Origin of the sequence: Novosphingobium sp. AAP1, from assembly GCF_001295765.1 — a bacterium.
Lineage (GTDB): Bacteria > Pseudomonadota > Alphaproteobacteria > Sphingomonadales > Sphingomonadaceae > Novosphingobium > Novosphingobium capsulatum.
The window spans coordinates 138969-154061 of the sequence record NZ_LJHO01000001.1 but is presented as its reverse complement, the minus strand read 5'-3'; the positions used below and the strand labels follow the sequence as shown (position 1 = coordinate 154061).

The window sequence follows — 15093 nt, the reverse complement described above, 5'->3', positions numbered from 1 at the left end:
TGGCGCCAGCCTCTCGCCTGGCTAGCTCGGCGGGCGGCGCGAATCAATCGCCCTCGCCGTATCCAATGCTAGGCAAACTGGTGATCATAACAAAACAAAATATCTGAAAAACTGATATTTGTATAAATTATGCAACAATTGGGTTGATTTGTTGGCGCTACCTCGGTTTTGGGCTGCGCCTGGAAACTGCAAAAAAGGGCAGTTGCCCTCATAAATCAGCAAGATCGAGCTAAACCCCTTTTGTTGCAAATAATCAACAAAACAAGCATATTGCCATATAATGTAAACTAGGTAACACTATCGGCCACTCATAAGAGCCTCACTCGCGATACTCCAACAAGGAGGCGCGTTCCGCTATCGGGGAGTAGCATTATCATGACAGATCGTTCCGTTGCCGCGCGTCGCGCGGCCCTCCTTCTTGCGTCTTCAACAATCATCGCCCCGCTGGCCGCGCTGGCACAGCAGGTCGGCGATGTCGCCACGCCGCCGGGCGCGACCGTGCCGCCCACCGACACGCCGAGCAGCGGCCAGGTGGGAGAAATCATCGTTACTGCCACGCGCAAGGCACAGTCGCTGAGCCGGGTGCCTGCCAGCGTGGTCGCCAAGACCAGCGCCGAACTCGACGCGCAGGGCGTACGTTCGATTGCCGATATCGCCCAGATCACCCCGGGGGTCTCGTTCGGCCAGACCGCGGTGCTCTATGGCACGGGCCAGACCACGATTGCGATCCGCGGCGTGGATTCCTCGTCGGGCATTCCCACCACCGGCGTCTATATCGACGATACCCCGGTGCAAACCCGCGTTGGCGTGAGCCCCTCGCTAAGCAATCCCTATCCGCAGGTCTTCGATCTCGAGCGCGTGGAAGTGCTGCGTGGGCCGCAGGGCACGCTGTTCGGCAGCGGGTCGGTGGGCGGCGCGCTGCGCTTCATCATGCCCAAGCCCAGCTATGATACGGTCTCGATGTACGACCGTGCCGAAGTGGCCACGACCAAGAACGGCGCTGAAAGCTATGAAGGCGGCTTGGCAGTGGGCGCGCCGATCATCACCGACAAGATCGGCTTCCGCGCCAGCGGCTGGATGCGTCACGACGGCGGTTACATCGATCGTCTCGATCGCACCACCAAGCAGGTGACGCAGAAGGACATCAACAGTTCGAATACGGTCTCGGCACGGCTGGCGGTGGGGGCGAAACCCACCGAGACGCTGACGATCACGCCTTCGATCTTCTACCAGTACCAGGACATCGCCGACGGGTCGCGGTTCGAGGTTGCGCAGTCCGACCTCTCGCGCGGGGACCAGCGGCTGAGCCTCAACACCAAGCCCGAGAGCCATTCCGACCGTTTCTATCTGCCTGCGCTCAAGGTCGAGCTGTCGCTGGGCGGGGCGACACTGGTGTCTGATACCTCGTATTTCCACCGTACCACGCGCACCCAGAGCGACGACGCCACGCTCAGCCTCTCGCTGTTCGGCAATATCGTCGGCACTATACCGGCCGAATTTGCCAACTACGCCCCGGGTACGGCCAGCAACACCAAGCAGACCGCGTTCACCCAGGAACTGCGTCTGCAGAATGACAACGCCAACGCGCGGTTCAACTGGATCATCGGCGCCTTCTACCAGCGCTCGTTCGTGCGCGACCAGTATGCTGGCAGCGATCCGCAGCTGCTCGACGTGGTCAACTATAGTCAGCGGCAGGCTGGTGACCCGGAATATGCATCGCTCGCCGATGCTTATGGTGTCGATCTCTATCAGGGGCGCTACAGCGTGTTTCAGCGCAACACGCACCGCGATCGCCAGGCAGCGGTCTATGCCCAGGCGGACTACGAGATCGTGCCGCGGGTGAAGCTCACGCTGGGCGGTCGCTACACCATCGCCAACTACAAGTTCGAGGGCTTCACCGCAGGCCCGCTCTATACCACCGCCGGCCACACCGACAGCCTCGGCGTGACCAGCCGCACTTTCACGCCGCGCGCGGGGGTGTCGTTCCAGGCCGATCGCAACAACCTGTTCTATGTCAGTGCGGCCAAGGGCGTGCGCGGACCAGGGATCTCGCCGCCGGTCGGGTTGACCTGCGCTGCCGACGCCGCAGCGATCGGGTTTGATCCGCTGGCGTCGCAGACGCTCAAGCCCGACTCGATCTGGAGCTATGAAGCGGGGGCCAAGAACCGGCTGTTCGGCGGCAAGCTGGCGGTCGATGCCTCGGCCTATCACATCGACTGGAACAACGTGCAGACGCTGTTCTCGCTGCCGACCTGCTCGATCTATGCCGCGCTCAACCTGGGCAAGGCTAAGATCGACGGCTTCGATCTGTCGCTGGCCGCCAAGCCCATCCCGGCTCTGACGCTGGGGGCCTCGGTGGCCTATACCAATGCGCGCTATACCACCGCGATCCCGGGCCCCGGCGGCACCACGATCCGTCGCGCGGGCGAGCCTTTCGCGGTGGCCCCGTGGTCGCTGCAGCTCAATGCCGAGCTGGTCGAGCCGGTGGGATCGGTCGATGGCTACGCCCGTGCCGACTATTCCTATAGCAGCCACAACAACACGCCGATCGATACGAACTCCCCGCTGGTCGATCCCGCACTGCCGCGTCCGCCCGCCACGTCGCAGATCGACCTGCGCGCTGGCGGCCGGTTCAAGGCGGGCAAGGCTGATATCGACCTCAGCGTCTTCGTCAACAATGTAACCGACAGCCAGCCGATCTTGGGGCTCTACCACGATTCGCCGATATCGACCTGGTACCGTGCCGGCAGCTTCCGCCCGCGCACCATCGGCCTGACGCTGACGGCACGGCAGTGATGGCCTTCACTGCGGCACAGCGGCGCATCATCGCCACACTGGCAATCGCCGGGGCGCTCGTCGCCGCCCCGGCGATTGCATCTGCACCTGCGCAAGAGCCCGATATTTCGGGGGTGTGGAACCGCTATCCGCCCTATCCCGGCACGTTCTCGGGCCAGCCTGACCCGGCCGAGTTGCAGGTCGTGCCGCCGCCGCTGCGCGCACCATACCTCGCGCAGTGGCAGGCGATGGAGCAGCGCCGCGCCGCTGCAGATGCTGCCGGCAAGCCTTTGCCCACGCCGAGTTCGCAGTGCCTGCCCGAGGGCGTGCCTGGGATCATGGGCGCGCATTATGCGCTGCAGATTCTGCAGAACCCGGCATTGCGGCAGGTGACCGTGCTGGCCGAGTTCATGTCGCAGGTCCGGCGCATCTACCTTGACGAAGCGTTGCCGCCGGTGGAGGCGATCAACCCCGGCTATTTCGGTCGGTCGGTTGGACGCTGGGAAGGCGGAGTGCTCGTGGTTGAAACCGCCGGCGTGCGTGAGGATGTCCGCTATGAGGACATCCCGCATTCGCCCGCGATGCATGTGGAGGAACGTCTGCACCTGCGGGCTGATGGCATCCTCGCCGACGATGTGACCATTACCGACCCACAGTACCTCACCGCACCCTATCGTTTCACCTTCCTCTACAAGCGCGAGCCGGCGAGCTACCGCATCGAAGAATACGTCTGTGATGGCGAGCGCACGGTGGTGGGGACTGACGGCAGCCTTGAGATGAAAACCGAGCCCACGCCATGAGGGGCTACCCTGTCCACGCCGCCTAGCCTGCGCGCGCAGGCATAGCGACGCGCACGGCGAAGTTTCGTGCGCGTCGCCTCTCTTCAGATTCTTCCCATCGGACCGCGCGGCTCCCTGCGGCCGCGTGGCCAAGAGCGCTTCGCAACCTCAGGTCTTGGGGCGCGGTGAGTTCGGATACCAATAGGTCACGTGGCAGGACTCGCAGCGATCATCGAGCGTGCCGCCCAGCTTCATCACGGCATCGACGTCGTGCCGGTCGATCGCCCGGACCATGTCGATCGCAACGTCGCGCGTGGCCGTCGCGAACTGGTCGAACTGCGCCGGGTTGGCGCGAATTGCCGCCTCGATTTGTGCCGGGGCCTGCTCGCCCAGTCCGGGGCGGGTGCCGGTGGGTGCGGCATGGCGCCCATCGAGCATGACCAGGTTCATTGCCTCTGCAAGAGTCACTGCGTGGCGGCGCACCGCCTGCCATTCCTCATCGCTGCGCGGCTGGTGGTGATCGACGCCGCTGGCCGTGGTGATCGTGCCTACCGCGTCCCACACCCCGTCAGCAGCGGGATCGACGGTGGAATCCATCAGTTCCTTGATCGAAACCACCGGCTGGATCGCGGCCGTACCCGATGTCGCCGCGCCCTTTGCCGTCCCGTTCGCAGTCTGGCTTGCAGCTTGGTCTTCCCGCTGCCCGCTGCAGGCACAGGCGAGCAGCGCCAGCGCTGCCACTGACAGCATTCCCTGGCCCAACCGTCCGGCCCGTTTCACCCCGTCCATCACTTTCAATTCCTTCCTGCAGCGTATTGCCTGTCACCGCGATAGGGCAGGAGTGCAGCACGGCCGCGCGTGAAACGGTTGGGTTACGGTCACAGCAACGGGGGCAGGGCGCTGTCGGCCGCGACTATCAGGCGCGATCACCGCGCAAATGGCGCGCGGCGCCCCGCTGCGCGGGCCACCTGGTTACAGGTCCATGCAATCGTTGTCGTAACCGAAGGCCATCGCGCCAACGTTGCGGGCATAGGGATACGGATTGTTGGCAACATGTGCGCGCGCGCAATGGATGTCGAGGAACGCGCGCTGTACCTGATTGCCAGCGTAGATGGCCTTGCCGCCCGAAAACAGCATGAGCTGGTCGATCGCGGTAACGCAGCGGCTGACCATGGCGGTGGTGTGGTGGCCCAGTTCGGCACGGCGTTCGATCGGCCAGTCGCCGCTGAGCGATCGCGCGTCAAGCTCGGCCAGGTCGCTGGCGAGGCGCAGTTCCAGGTCGTTGAGGATCAACTTCACCTCGGCCACGGCTTGCTGGATGGTGGTATCGGCCGCCAGGCGCGCACCCGAATAGGTGGCGCGCTTCTCGCGCGTGGCCCGCACGAAGATTTCGAGCGCGCGGCGCAGCGAACCGATCGACGTGGTCGAGACGGTGCGGTTGAACACCTGCGCGAAGGGAATGCGATAGAGCGGGCCGGGGTTGGCGGCATGGCCTGGGCAGTTCATCGCAAACATGTCTCGCTCACGGATCACGCGGTGCGCGGGCACGAATGCATCTTCGATCACGATGTCGTTGCTGCCTGTGGGGCACAGGCCCATCGTGTGCCAGGTATCGACGATCTGATAATCGGTGCGCGGCACCAGAAAGTTGTAGGGCTCGGGCGTGCCGTCTCCGTCGGGGGCGACCATGTTGGCGCCCAGGATCACCCAATCGCAGTGTTGCGATCCGCTGGAGAACTGCCAGCGCCCGCTGAAGCGGTAGCCGCCTTCCACCGGCACGGCCTTGCCGGTTGGCATATAGGATGAGCTGATCAGCACCGAGGGATCCTTGCCCCAGACGTCTTCTGCTGCCTGCGGATCGAACAGCGCCATCTGCCAGTTGTGCACGGCCACCACGCCATAGACCCACGCACTGCCCATGCAGCCTTCGGCCAGCGTCTTGGCAATCGTGCAATAGACTGCTGGCGAGAGTTCGAAGCCGCCGTACTTGCGCGGTTGCAGCACCTTGAAGAACCCGGCATCCTTGAAATCGCGGATCGTTTCGGCCGAAACTTGGCGGGCCGCAATCGCCTCCACCTCGCGCTCGCGCAACACCGGCACCATGTCGCGTGCGCGCTGGACCAGCATGGCGGCAAGGTCATGCGCTTCGCGGGCGGCATCCATATGGGGGGCAACTGTAACGCTCATGACCGCTCTCTCCATTGGGGCTGTCGTGGGCCAGAACCGGCCTGATTCGACTTATGAGTTACAATAATTGTCGATTCGAGGTTATTTTCTCGATTGCGCAACAATGTCGCATATCTGCGATGAAGGTCAACCTTCCCGTTCGGTCAGGGCCATAGCAGGGGCTAAATTCCCGACGCTGCGGGGATTCCCATGCGTGGAGGGGGCATTCTCGACTGTTCCGTGAACGCAACAATAATAGGCTATTGCCATATACTGTAAACCGTGAGACACAAAGTCGCAGCAGGAACAACATTTGCGCGCGCACTCTAAAAGGAGGCGTGGATCGCTATGGGGAGTAGCAGTACCATGATCCGCCGTGACCATGCCGCGCGTCGCGTGGCCTATCTTCTTGCGTCGACGATGGCCGCCGCACCTGCACTGGCCATTGGCCAGCAGGCCGCCGATCCAGCCGCAGTGTCCGCCGCTGCGCCGGCAGCGCAAGCCAACGCCGGGGGGCTTGCTTCTGAAATTCTCGTGACCGCCAACAAGCGCAGCGAAAGTGTGCAGAAGGTGGCGATCTCGGTCAGCGCGTTTTCCGGCGAACAGGTCAAGCGCCTGGGTATCACCGACACCACCCAGATCACCCAGCAGATCCCCGCGCTGCGTGTCAACGCCTGGTCGCCCAACCTGACGATCTTCAGTCTGCGCGGCATCTCGCAGAATAATTTCACCGACAACCTCGAGGCTCCGGTCGCGGTCTACCAGGACAACGCCTACATCGCCTCGATGAACGCCGTGGCAGGGCAACTGTTCGACATCAAACGCGTCGAAGTGCTGCGCGGCCCCCAGGGGACGCTGTTCGGGCGCAACGCCACCGGCGGACTGATCCATTACCTCAGCGAGGATGCCAGCCAGGACGCGCTCAACGGCTACGTCCAGGGCGAATATGGCAAGTTCAACGATCGCTCGCTCGAAGGCGCCATCGGGGCGCAGATCGTGCCGGGCGTACGTTTCCGCGCGGCGGGTCGGGTCGAAAAGGCCGATGGCTACATCAAGTCGCGCAGCACGGATGCTACCGCGTTGGGTCTCGGCGTGTTGCCGGGCAGCGGGCAGGACCTCGGCGGCAAGAACGGCTGGGCCGCACGCCTCAACCTGCAGGTCGATCTTGCCCCCAAGGCCACGCTCAGCCTGTGGTACAAACATTCCGAAGACAATCATGTCGCCACGGGCGGTTATGTCTTCGAAAACTGCGTCTATCTTGCCAACGGCTATTGCGATACCAACGCCGCTGGCCTTAGCGACAGCCGCAATGGGGTCATCAACGGCGTCACCTCGGCCCCGGCCTCGCCGTGGGAACACTTCGGCAACCGCAAGGGCGATCTCAACCGTGTAACCAACAGCTACCAGGGCCAGCTCGACTGGGACCTGGGCGGCGTCAGTCTCACCGCGATCACCAACTACCTGACGATGAACAAGGTCTATGCCGAAGACGGCGATGCCACGCCGCTCGATGTCGTCAACGTCGATACGCGCGTGCGCTTCCACCAGTTCTCGCAGGAATTGCGCTTCTCAGGCCATACCGGGCTGCTCAAGTGGCAGGCGGGCGGTTATTACCTCGACATGAAATACGACGGCGTCCACGGCGTTACAGGGGTGCCGATGATTTCACTGGCCGAGCAAGCCAACGGCGGCTTTTCGTTCCCGACGGTCGACCAGTTCTATGTGCTGCGCTCCAAGAACTGGTCGCTGTTCGCGCAGGGTGACCTGCAACTGACCGACAAGTTTTCGGTCACGATCGGCGGGCGCTATTCCAAGGACCACAAGGCGATCGACTATACCGCGGTTCTGATCGACCCGACATACGCCCCGCAGCCCGACCCGCGCGTGTTGTTCACCGATCGTGACCTGGCGGCCGTGGTGCCGGGCGTCAACCGCATCAACTATGGTGACTGGGCTGCCCGCGTCTCGCTCAATTACCAGGCCACGCCCGACACGCTGTTGTTCGCGTCGTGGAATCGCGGCATCAAGGGTGGCAACTGGTCGCTGTCCTCGACGATCACCCCGCAAGATTTCCAGCATCGTCCCGAGACGCTCAACAGCCTCGAAGCCGGCTTCAAGACCAGCCTGCTCGGCCGCACGCTGCGCGTCAACGGCACGGTCTACCACTACTTCTACGAAGACTATCAGGCCTTCTCGCTGGCTGGCGGCGTGCCCCATGTTTACAACAGCAATGCCCATGCGACCGGGGCCGAACTGGAGTCGTTCTGGTCACCCTCGCGCCATGTCGATGGCGTGTTCGGCGCTACGTGGGAAACCTCGTCGGTCGACAGCATTCCCGGTACCGGTACCCAGTTTGGCCCGGTGCTGTTCCCCGGTGCGCCGGATTCGCAGTATTGCAAGAACCTGGGCAATGTGTTCCGCTGCGATTTCCCGCAGGCCGATATCAAGAATGCCAAGCTGCCCAATGCGCCGCGCTTCAGCTTCAATTACCTGCTGCGCTACAACCACGACATCGGCAGCGGCAACCTCGCCGTGCAGATCGACGGGGTGTGGTACGACAAGCAGTTCCTCGAGGTGACCAACGGCCTTGGCTCTTTGCAGCCTTCGTACAATATCACCAATGCGTCGCTGACCTGGCGCGACACGAGCACCGGCATCTCACTGACTGCCTGGGGGCGCAACGTGTTCAACAAGGCCTATCGTGCCTATGCGCTCAACCTTGGCATTTTGGGCGTGACATCGATCTATGGCCCGCCGGTGACTTATGGCGCCACGCTGCGGGTGCCGTTCGGCAAATGAGGCGGCGCGGCAGCGACATGCGCGGGGCTATCCTGGCACTTGGCCTGATGTGTAGCCTGGCATGCGGCGCGCTTGCAGCCCTTGCTCCCACGGCAAGGGCCGCCCCCGCCGTTGCGCCGCTGCCCACCCCCGCATCGGCCGCTGCGCCAGAGGCGGCGGCGATTACTCTGCCCGAGGCCATCCCGGTGCCCGACAGCGGCGCCCTGCCACTGTCCTCGGCGCGGCGACCTGGCCCCGAGCATGCCGATCTTGCTGCAGCAGGGTATGAAGAGGCGGAATACTACCTCGTAGGCAAGGCCCCGGCGATCGACGCCGATGGCCATGTGCGCGTGGCGGCGGCGCCCTATATTACGCGCATCCTGGTGCGCCGCCCGGCTGACCCTGCGCGCTTCAACGGCACGGTGGTGATTGAGCCTTTCAGCTGGTTCGGCGCGCGTGCAGCCGGATGGATACTGACCCGCGCCTATCTCATGCGGCGCGGCTATGCCTTCGTCGCCTACACCCTCGACATCAATGCCCCGCCTGCCGATCCCAAGTTCCCGCCGGTGCCGGGCGAGGTGGGCAATTCCGATCAGGCGCAGTACGGCGGCATCGTGAACCTCGAGTTCATGCGACGCTTCGACTATGCACGCTATGCGCCGCTCGGCAGCTATTATGATCCGCAGCGGTTTTTGCGTGGTGGTGCGCCCGATCCGTTCCTGCCCCAGGCGCAGGGTATCGGTGCCGAACTGGCCCTTCTGCTGCGCACGCCGTCTGCTGCCGGGCCCATGGCGGGATTGGCGGTCCGCCGTGTCTACGTCGACAGTTGGGCAGTGCAGGCGCAGGTCTGGTTCGACTATCTCGACCAGGGGCGCCACCAGCAGTGGCGCCGACCCGACGGCGGGCCGCTGATCGATGCCTACATGACCGGGCGATTCTCCTATGGCGAAGTGGCCGGTGCGCCGCGCCGCATCCCGCGCGGATTACCCGACGACGTTCCTTTCGTGACTGTCTACAGCCAGTCCGAGACCGTACACGATGCGATCGAGCACATTGCACTGCCGCCGGACAGCGACCGGCCGATGTTGCGCTATGTCGAGGTGATGGGGACGCCGCACCTGCGTGCCGCCGATCTCGGCACTGGCGAGGTGGAGCCGCTGCCCAACCAGCGCGGTCATGGCAACGACCCGCGCTGCCAGGCGATCTATGACGAGCCGGCCGAGTTGCCGTTCTCGGCGCTGCTCGATGCGATGGACCGCTGGGTGCGTACCGGCGCGCCGATGCCGCGCTATCCCCGCGTGGTGCGTACCAGTAACGGCGTGCGACGTGATCCGCGCACCCAGGCAATCGTGGGCGGCATGCGGCCGCCGTGGATCACCGTGCCGGCATTCGAATACTGGACCGACTTTGAGACTGGCTGCGGCACGGTGTATGATAGCAAGCGGGCCTTTTCTCCCGCGCTGATGCGCAAGCTCTACGGCTCCTACGCGCGCTATGCCCGCCGTTTTGCCGCCGCCACCCGCGCCGCAGTGGCCGCGGGCATCATCTTGCCGGAAGATGCCGCAGGTCTCGTTCCCCCCGCCGGGCCGGAAGCCTTCGGGCCCTCTGGCCCGGCGCCCCGTTGAGGCTCTTTCTCCTGGGCCAACGCAATGGCCAGCGTGCGCCACGGGACGCGATCGCGGATATTGCAGCGTAGGAGCACGCGCATCCGCGTGGCTTAGCCGTGTGAATAGCGCGGGCCGTAGCTGGGGTGTGGCGGCGGCCACAGGGGAGAATGCCGCCGCCACAATGGCCATGCGCGCAACCGTGATGGCTTTGCGCATGGTCATCTGCATCACTTGGTGTTGTTTATGATGTCGCGATGCATCGGGGCGAGCGCCGCGATCAGCCGGTTCTGGGCGTTGAAGGGAATGTGGCGCTTGTTCATCGCCACCTGCAATTCCTCTACCAGCGCATAGAAGCTGCCTTCGGAAACATTCATGCCGCGGTGGGCCTCGGCCATGGTCCGCCCGTCGTAGGTGCAGGGTCCGTGCATGATCACGCAGAACTGCTTGACCAGCAGATCCTTGATCCGCGCCTGATCGGCGTTGGCAAAGAACGGCCGCGTGCGCGGATTGGCCAGCCAACGGTTCATGGCATCATCCATCAGCGCGGTCAGGCCTTCCTTTCCGCCAAACGTTTCATAGAGATGCTCGTTCTGGGTGATGACCGGCAGGGTCGGATAGTGCGGCTTGACCGCCGGGTCAGCCACGGGCGGTTCGGCAGCAGCAGGTTGGGCGGCCATCAGGCCAGCGGCGAGAAGCATGGTGATCATCGGGAATGTCTCCGGAAGAATGGCAGCGTCAGAAGCCGACTTGCAGCGAGAGATAGGCGGCGTGCTGGTTCTTGAGCGCGATATGGCCAAGATCGACGTACGCCGCCGTCAGCGACAGGTTGCGGCCCAGGGCATAGGCGCCAAAGATGTCGTAGGCGGCGTCCTCGCGGAAGGAATCCCCGCCTAGCGCGCCTTGCAGGCGGTTTGATTTGGTGCGCACTTCGGCGCCGAAGGCCAGCTTGCGGGTAAGCAGATAAGCCGCTGAGGCTTCGAAGGTCGGCTTGTAGGCCTGGTCCTTGCCGCCAAGCCCGCCGAAGCCGAGAATGCCGTACTGGTTGGCCTTGGTCAGCCGCACGGTGGTGTTGACGAGCAGGTTCTTGTCCAGGAACAGCTTGGTGGCGGCGATGTAGAAATCGGTGCTCGATCGGCGCAGGCCAAGCGCGCCGCCCACCACGGTCTTGTCGTCATTGATCTTGTGCTGCACGCCCACCGAGATTTGCGGCACCAGCGTGTTCTGATCGAGCACCGCATCGCCGATCAGGCGGACCTTGGCGCCGATGATGGTCTGACTGATGATGAAATCGTTGCCCAACCCGAGCGCCTTGCCGACATCGCGCAAATGGAAATTCTGCCGGCCGAGCGAAATCTCCAACCGGTTCTTGATGTTGGCCGAGGCGCCGAAGGCGACCAGCGCGAAATCCTCGGATTTTACGCCGGTGACGTAAGACTGGATGCCGAACTCGTCGCGCGTGCCATAGCCGCCGATCAGCGCCCAGGGCACCAGGCCGCCGCCGCCGGCCCCCTCGATCGTGGAGACGCCGCCGGTCAGCAGCAGGCGCCCGCCATTGCGAAATGGCACCAGCTCGTGCGACGCGTCGCCAGGCGATTGGGTATCGCCGCCACCGCTATCGGCTGGTGCGGCGGTCTCGGCATCGCCGGGTGTTGTCTCGGCAAACGCGGGGGCGCTGAGCGCGCAGAGAGCCGCTCCCGCCAGAGCCGCCATCGCGGCCCGCGGAATATCGTTCAACCTCATGTTGTTCTACTCCACTGAAAATGCAGGATCATCCGTCCCGCGTTGCATCAGATACGGCGTGTGTGTGTTTGTGTTCGGTACGATGGGTGCGCGCGTTCGTGCCCCCCGGTGTGCTGTCGGGTTTGGGGGAAACGCGCACGTTTCCCCCGCCCCGTGATGCCCGCCTGGTGTGCGACCCTCAGGGCAACAGAACGGCGTCAATGACGTGGATCACGCCATTGCTTTGGTTGACGTCGGGAATGGTGACGGTGGCCATGCCGCCCTTGCTGTCGGTGATCATCAGCTTGCGGCCCATGGCGGTCACGGTCAGATCCTCGCCCTGTACGGTCTTGAGCATCGCCTTGCCGTGGCCTTGCATCACCTTCCGGCGCAGCGCCATCGCGCTGAGCTTGCCGGGCACGACATGGTAGGTCAGCACCGCGGTCAGCTGGTTCTTGTTTTCCGGCTTGAGCAACGTGGGCACGGTGTCTGCCGGCAGCTTGGCAAAGGCCGCATCGGTGGGCGCAAACACGGTGAACGGCCCAGGCCCTTGCAGCGTATCGACCAACCCGGCGGCCTTCACAGCCGCGACCAGGGTGGTGTGGTCCTTGGAATTGACCGCGTTCTGGATGATGTTCTTGGTGGGATACATCGGCGCGCCACCGACGGTGACCGGCGCGGCTGCGGCATAGAGAGCGGTCGCGCCGATGGGCAGCGTGCTGGCAGCAATAAGGGTGGTGAGGATCTTGAAAAGCTTCATGATCTTGTTCCTTTTGGGTTTCCGCACAACCACAGGCAATGCGGACGAATGCTGCATTCATTTCGACGGGCGCAGGGATAGTGGATGGCTTCCTGCCCCCGCCGATGCCGCAGCTACGCAAGGGGCCCGGCGCTTGGATGCACGCCCGGTGAAAAATTTTTTCGGGCAGGGCGGATTTTGCGCTGATGGCGCGCGCAGCGACGCTGCGAACCGGATCGCGCCCGTTTCGCTCCTGTCAGGCTAGCGGGCGCGCAACTGTCGGTGCGCTCCCGCCTCTGTCATGCGCTCAGATTGTCTCGATCGTGCCGGTGGCGACGACAGGCCCGGTCGGCAGTGGACCAGGCGCGCCGCCCATCGGCTCGATGCTGATCGCCAGCGTCTGCCCCGGCGCGAGCGCGCGTTGTGGCACGGTTTCGAGTGCCTGGCCGCCCGTTCGCTGCAACACGCCGAGCGAACGCGGCGTGCCCGAAGCATCGATCACCCACGCCTGCGCGTCATGCTGGTCGGGAATGGGCAGCGCGCCGGTGACATGCAGCCGTCCGGGCTTGATCCGCGCCAGCAGCGTGGCATGCGCCGCAGGGACATCGAGCGCAGCCACCAGGACCCTATCGCCGGTTGTATTGTCGACGGTGGCGGGACGGAGCAATACCAGGGCCAGCGCAGCCGCCGCGCCAAGGCCCAGCGCGCCAAACCCGACGGCAGCAGCGCGCCAGCGCGCCACTGCCCGCTGCGACAGGCTTGCCAGAGTGCCGCCGCCCTGCGCGCGAAGGGCCTGCTGCACGCGGCCGGCCAAGGCGGCTGGAGGCTCCACAGCAGGTCCGCGCACGGAAACCGCGGCAAAGTGATCGCGCCACAGTTCCACTTCGCGGGCAAACGCCGGTTCGGCAATCAGCCTGCGCCGGGCGGCGGCCAAGGCATCGCCTTCCAGCACGCCAAGCGCCAGCTCGCCAGCCAGCACCACATCCTCTTCGGACAGCACGGGATCAGTCCTCGGCATGGAGGCACTCCTTCAGCCGGGCAAGACTCCGCCGGATCCAGCTTTTCATCGTGCCCAGCGGCACGGCCATGGTGGTTGCCAGTTGCGCATAGGTCAGCCCGTGGAAAAAGGCCGCGCGGATGGCGCCAGACTGCGGCTCGCCCAACTGCTCGACGCACAGGTGCAGGCGGGCATCGCCTTCCGCTTCGATCAGGGCGGCTTCTGCCAGCGTGGCACAGTCGGCCATCTCGGGGACCACGTCGATCGCGACTGGCGCAACACGCGGCTGGCGGCGCATGGCGTCGATCGCCCGGTTGCGCGCAATCGTCGCCATCCAGGTGATCGGGCTGGCCCGGCCCGGATCGAACGCGCCGGCACGGCGCCAGATGGTCAGGTAGACATCAACCAATACGTCCTCCGCGATCCCCCGATCAGGGCAGATACGCAGGACCACGCCGAATAGTTTCGCGCTGGTGCGGCGATAGAGTTCCGAGAAGCTCGGCTCGTCGCCTTCCGCCGCAGCCAGCAGAAGGGCGACCAATTCGGAACGCGGCAGAGCATCTGGTGCGGGGGAGGGCGGCATAGGACCGCTGGTCTAGCCGTTGAATGGCAGTGGACGCAACCGTGGCAAACAGGGAGGGGGCGGCGATCGCATTCGCGCGCCAAGTTCCCGCCCGCATTTGCCCGGTGGCCGATCGGATCGCGCCTATTGATCCATTCGCGGCGCCAGAATTTCCACCTCGCGGGTGAACAGGAAATAGCTGTAATCGCGGTGGAACAGCCCGCTGGCTAGCACGCTGCGTTCGTAGCGGCGGAAATTGGCCAGCGCGTCTTCCGGCGCCCAGATCGATACGAGCAGGGCCAGCGGTGGCTGATCTCCCCCGCCAAAATGGGCCGCCATCGCCGCGCCTGGCCCGCTGTCCTGCGGGTCGGAACGCGTCAGCCCACAGATCGCCGTGGCAAAGGCGGGGGCAGCAGCCAGCCCGGCTTCGTGCGCGGCCTGCCATCCTGCTTGGGCTTCGGCCGCGACCACGCCTTCGGCGCAAGTCAGCAGCATCATGATCTTCACCATGTTCGCGGCCGGGGCAGCCGGCGGCGGGACCAGTACGGTTTCGATGGTCAGCAAGGCCTGGTTGGTCGGCAATTCGGCAAAGTGTGCACCGTCCGGCGCAATCACGGTTCGGTTGTATTCGGCCGAAAAGGTTTCCGCCATGGCCTGGGGGCTGGTGAAGTAGAGTTCGGTCACGCTGTCGCGATGGAAAACGCCGACATGATCGGGCCGATCGCCTGACCCATAGGCCCCGTCGAACGCATGGTTCTGGACATAGCGGTGGAGTTGCAAGGGGTTGTCCGTTGCCAGCTTGCCGTGGACCTGCTCGATATAGGCGAGGTATTCGGCATGCGTCATGCCCGGCTTGCGCCGGACGGCGGCAACGATCTTGAGCATCCTACTCTCCCTTGAACTGGCATTCGCCGCTTGGCGCCGGGCCCGAACTTGCCACGCCGGCCTCGGGAGTAAAGCCGCTAGCGGCG

At 64.4% G+C, this 15093-nt stretch carries 12 protein-coding genes; 4 read left to right on the top strand and 8 right to left on the bottom strand.

Going from position 1 to position 15093, the window contains the following annotated elements; genetic code table 11:
- Nucleotides 1-375: 375 nt before the first annotated feature.
- Both IP65_RS00630 and IP65_RS00625 read left to right on the top strand, forming a co-directional pair.
- Nucleotides 376-2796: a TonB-dependent receptor gene (locus IP65_RS00630; protein ID WP_054130405.1), complete on the top strand. Its 2421-nt coding sequence runs from the start codon at nt 376-378 to the stop codon at nt 2794-2796.
- Nucleotides 2796-3575, top strand: coding sequence for a hypothetical protein (locus tag IP65_RS00625; RefSeq protein ID WP_022678567.1), 780 nt, complete (start codon nt 2796-2798; stop codon nt 3573-3575). The genes IP65_RS00630 and IP65_RS00625 overlap by 1 nt, the downstream gene beginning before the upstream one ends.
- A 147-nt stretch (nt 3576-3722) precedes the next feature.
- On the opposite strand, the gene IP65_RS00620 is transcribed toward IP65_RS00625, so the two are convergent.
- Both IP65_RS00620 and IP65_RS00615 read right to left on the bottom strand, forming a co-directional pair.
- The gene (locus tag IP65_RS00620) at nt 3723-4343 is read right to left on the bottom strand and encodes a cytochrome c (protein ID WP_082209073.1); all 621 of its coding nucleotides are present in this window, start codon (nt 4341-4343) and stop codon (nt 3723-3725) included.
- Nucleotides 4344-4526: 183 nt separating this feature from the next.
- Nucleotides 4527-5741, bottom strand: a complete 1215-nt coding sequence (locus IP65_RS00615) for an acyl-CoA dehydrogenase family protein (protein WP_231627475.1) — start codon at nt 5739-5741, stop codon at nt 4527-4529.
- A 345-nt stretch (nt 5742-6086) separates the two neighbouring features.
- Here IP65_RS00615 and IP65_RS00610 point away from each other — a divergent pair, with 345 nt between their 5' ends.
- Entirely contained in the window at nt 6087-8519 is a 2433-nt protein-coding gene (locus tag IP65_RS00610; protein ID WP_231627473.1) for a TonB-dependent receptor, read from the top strand.
- Entirely contained in the window at nt 8516-10123 is a 1608-nt protein-coding gene (locus IP65_RS00605) for an alpha/beta hydrolase domain-containing protein (RefSeq protein ID WP_231627471.1), read from the top strand. The genes IP65_RS00610 and IP65_RS00605 overlap by 4 nt, the downstream gene beginning before the upstream one ends.
- A 209-nt stretch (nt 10124-10332) precedes the next feature.
- On the opposite strand, the gene IP65_RS00600 is transcribed toward IP65_RS00605, so the two are convergent.
- The 6 genes from IP65_RS00600 to IP65_RS00575 form a co-directional block, all read right to left on the bottom strand.
- Complete coding sequence (locus IP65_RS00600; protein ID WP_054130404.1) at nt 10333-10812, bottom strand: group 1 truncated hemoglobin; 480 nt, start codon at nt 10810-10812, stop codon at nt 10333-10335.
- A 28-nt stretch (nt 10813-10840) separates the two neighbouring features.
- Entirely contained in the window at nt 10841-11845 is a 1005-nt protein-coding gene (locus tag IP65_RS00595) for a DUF3034 family protein (RefSeq protein WP_156306319.1), read from the bottom strand.
- 178 nt (nt 11846-12023) lie between these two features.
- Nucleotides 12024-12584, bottom strand: a complete 561-nt coding sequence (locus IP65_RS00590; RefSeq protein WP_022675877.1) for a fasciclin domain-containing protein — start codon at nt 12582-12584, stop codon at nt 12024-12026.
- Between the two features lie 286 nt (nt 12585-12870).
- A complete protein-coding gene (locus IP65_RS00585) occupies nt 12871-13581 on the bottom strand; it encodes an anti-sigma factor domain-containing protein (protein ID WP_082349685.1) in 711 nt (236 codons plus the stop codon).
- A complete protein-coding gene (locus tag IP65_RS00580) occupies nt 13568-14101 on the bottom strand; it encodes a sigma-70 family RNA polymerase sigma factor (protein WP_231627470.1) in 534 nt (177 codons plus the stop codon). Before IP65_RS00580 ends, IP65_RS00585 begins: the two co-directional genes overlap by 14 nt.
- Before the next feature lie 165 nt (nt 14102-14266).
- Entirely contained in the window at nt 14267-15007 is a 741-nt protein-coding gene (locus IP65_RS00575; protein WP_054130400.1) for an EthD domain-containing protein, read from the bottom strand.
- Between the last annotated feature and the right edge of the window lie 86 nt (nt 15008-15093).